The organism is Ruminococcus turbiniformis, from assembly GCF_020687545.1.
Taxonomy (GTDB): domain Bacteria; phylum Bacillota; class Clostridia; order Lachnospirales; family Lachnospiraceae; genus Mediterraneibacter; species Mediterraneibacter turbiniformis.
Genome location: NZ_JAJEQX010000070.1, coordinates 1 through 2803 on the forward strand (window position 1 = coordinate 1; position 2803 = coordinate 2803).

The window sequence follows — 2803 nt, forward strand, 5'->3', positions numbered from 1 at the left end:
GTAAATGGTAGATAGCCGGTACCGTGTCGCTTGCTAGTTTTTGTGAGATAATTACTCTAAAAAAACTAAGGTTTTTCAGGGAGGGCTATCTCATGGATAAAATCACACACAAAGTCCGCTGCGAACAATGGGCTAAAATCATAAAAGAATGCCTTGCTAGCGGAATGAATAAAACCGCCTGGTGTAGGGAACATGGTATTTCTGATAAGTCATTCTTTTATTGGCAGCGCCGGCTACGTGAAGAGGCTTATATTTCTACAATAGAGTCTTCTTCACCTCCAGCAGTCAAATCTGTAAGTATACCTGCAGACCCATCAGTTGATTTTGTTGAATTAAGGTTACCTGAACAATCCGTCGTATCATCAGCTGCATTCAGGCCAGATGTGATCATTCGAAAGGACTCCTTTTCGATAGAGATTTCAAACACTGCTTCTGCGGAACTTCTAAGCAGGATCGGAGGCCTTTTACATGCTGAATGATGCAACTGGTTTTGACAAGATTTTTATCGCAACAGGATACACCGATTTAAGGCGTGGGATTGACGGCTTAGCATCCACTATTAAATATCAATTCGAACTGGATCCTTTCCAGAAAAACATCCTGTTTCTTTTCTGTGGCAAACGTACCGACAGAATCAAAGGACTGGTTTGGGAAGGAGATGGTTTCCTGCTTCTTTACAAGCGATTAAATGTTGGCGGATTCAGTTGGCCACGCACGAAAGAAGAAGCATTGGAAGTTACTCCCGAACAATATCACAGGCTGATGCAGGGATTAGAAATCGTTGCAAAACGTCCAATCGCGGAACTGACAGATCCTCCAAAAACAATGTAATTGTGCAATTCGTAGAAAATAAAATTTCTGTTTTTTACACTGAAAAACGATACAAAAAATTTTTTTAATAGTTATCCACAAAAGCGTTTTCTGTGAGAGTAATTCTTTTTGCAAAAGAAGGATCTTTTGCAGAATCTGTGGATAACAGTCATAAGTATCTCATGAATTCTGAGATATTTATGATTGTTATCCACCGTCAAAATGACGAATAACAATACGTGGTGAATTCGCCCAAACTCCTGTTTTCTGCTATAATGACTTCAGAAATAAAAGGGAGACTGAACGATGGCATTTAAATTCACTGAAGAACAACTGAATACATTGGATAAGTCTTTTATCGTAGAGTTATTCCTCCAGCTTCAGGAACAGAACGATAAGCTTTCTGGAGAAGTCCAGGATCTAAACCAAAAAATAGAACTCCTCATTGGGCAGATCACTCTTTCCAATAAGAACAGATTTGGCAGATCTTCTGAGAAGATGGAGGATGCCAGTCAGATCTGTTTCATGGAAATAGATGGAACCATCGTTTTCTTCAACGAAGCTGAGGCAGTATCTGATCTGGATGCTGAAGAGCCTGAAACTTTGGAACCAAAACCAGCCCGTAAGCCAAAGCCTGTTGGTAAGAAGGATGCTGATCTGTCAGGTCTTCCGGTAAACATTATCACTCATTACATGACCGAGGAAGAATTAGTGGCTGAGTTTGGAAAAAATGGCTGGAAGCAGCTTCCGGATGCGATTTCCAAACGCTACCGTTTCATTCCTGCCAAGGTTGAAGTAGATGAGCATCATGTCGGTGTGTATGCCAGCAAGAAAGATGGACGAATCATAAAAGCAGACCATCCGCAGGCATTACTTCACGGAAGTCTGGTATCTCCAACACTTGCTGCAGCGATTATGAATGGCAAGTATGTCAATGCTGTTCCTCTCTATCGCCTGGAACAGGAGTTTTCCCGTTATGGTCTTAACATCACACGTCAAAACATGGCCAACTGGATGATCCGACTGGGCGAAAGCTGTCTGGCAGTCTTGTACGATCATCTCCATCAAAAGCTGTATGATTACCATGTGATCCAGGCAGATGAAACACCTGTTTTGGTAAACAGAGACGGGCGTCCTGCCGGATCCAAGAGCTATATGTGGGTATATCGCTCAGGACATCTGTACAAAGACAAACAGATCGTCCTATACGATTATCATAAAACTCGCAACAGCTCCCATCCAAGGGAATTCCTGAAGGACTATTCCGGCATCTGTGTGACGGATGGATATCAGGTCTACCACAAAGTGGAAAAGGAACGCGAGGATCTGCGAATCGCAGGCTGCTGGGTTCATGCCAGAAGAAAGTTTGATGAGGCGATGAACGTTGTTCCAAAAGAACAGCGCAAGAAGTCCAACGCCTATCTGGTAATGAAACAGATACAGGCAATCTATCGCGAAGAGGGTAAACTACAAGAACTCCCACCTGATGAGAGACTTATGCAGCGACAACTGGTTATAAAACCATTGGTTGATGCCTTATTTGTGTACCTCAAAAAAATGGAACCAACTGTTCCCTCCAGCGGACAGCTTCGAAAGGCATACACATATATCTTGAATCAGGAGAAATACCTCCGGGTATTTCTGGAAGATGGCGAAGTTCCGATTGACAACAACGCATCAGAACGAGCCATCCGAGGTTTCTGCATTGGCAAAAAGAACTGGCAGATGATTGACACCATCAATGGTGCCCATTCATCCGCAATCATCTACAGCATTGCGGAAACAGCAAAGGCAAACAACCTAAAACCGTATGATTACTTCGTATATCTCTTAGAAGAGATACCGAAACATATGGAAGATACCAACCGGTCCTTTCTGGATGAGCTGTTACCGTGGTCACCAAATCTACCGGACGGGATTCGAAAGAATTGATAACCAGGGCTGCCGTGAGGCGGCTCTTAATTTTGGGAGGTACTCGCTATTGTGCGTGTAC

Annotated in this window: 3 protein-coding genes; all 3 read left to right on the plus strand. The window is 43.1% G+C overall.

The window, feature by feature from the left end; all coding sequences use genetic code 11:
* Positions 1-92: 92 nt before the first annotated feature.
* The 3 genes from tnpA (at position 93) to tnpC (ending at position 2742) form a co-directional block, all read left to right on the plus strand.
* On the plus strand, positions 93-479 hold the full coding sequence (gene tnpA / locus LKD70_RS18245) for an IS66 family insertion sequence element accessory protein TnpA (protein ID WP_227709282.1): 387 nt from the start codon (positions 93-95) through the stop codon (positions 477-479).
* Positions 469-831 carry an IS66 family insertion sequence element accessory protein TnpB gene (tnpB, locus tag LKD70_RS18250; protein ID WP_054352606.1) on the plus strand — a complete coding sequence of 121 codons (363 nt, stop codon included), beginning with the start codon at positions 469-471 and terminating at the stop codon, positions 829-831. The genes tnpA and tnpB overlap by 11 nt, the downstream gene beginning before the upstream one ends.
* Before the next feature lie 285 nt (positions 832-1116).
* Positions 1117-2742: an IS66 family transposase gene (tnpC, locus tag LKD70_RS18255; protein ID WP_227709283.1), complete on the plus strand. Its 1626-nt coding sequence runs from the start codon at positions 1117-1119 to the stop codon at positions 2740-2742.
* Positions 2743-2803: the final 61 nt, after the last annotated feature.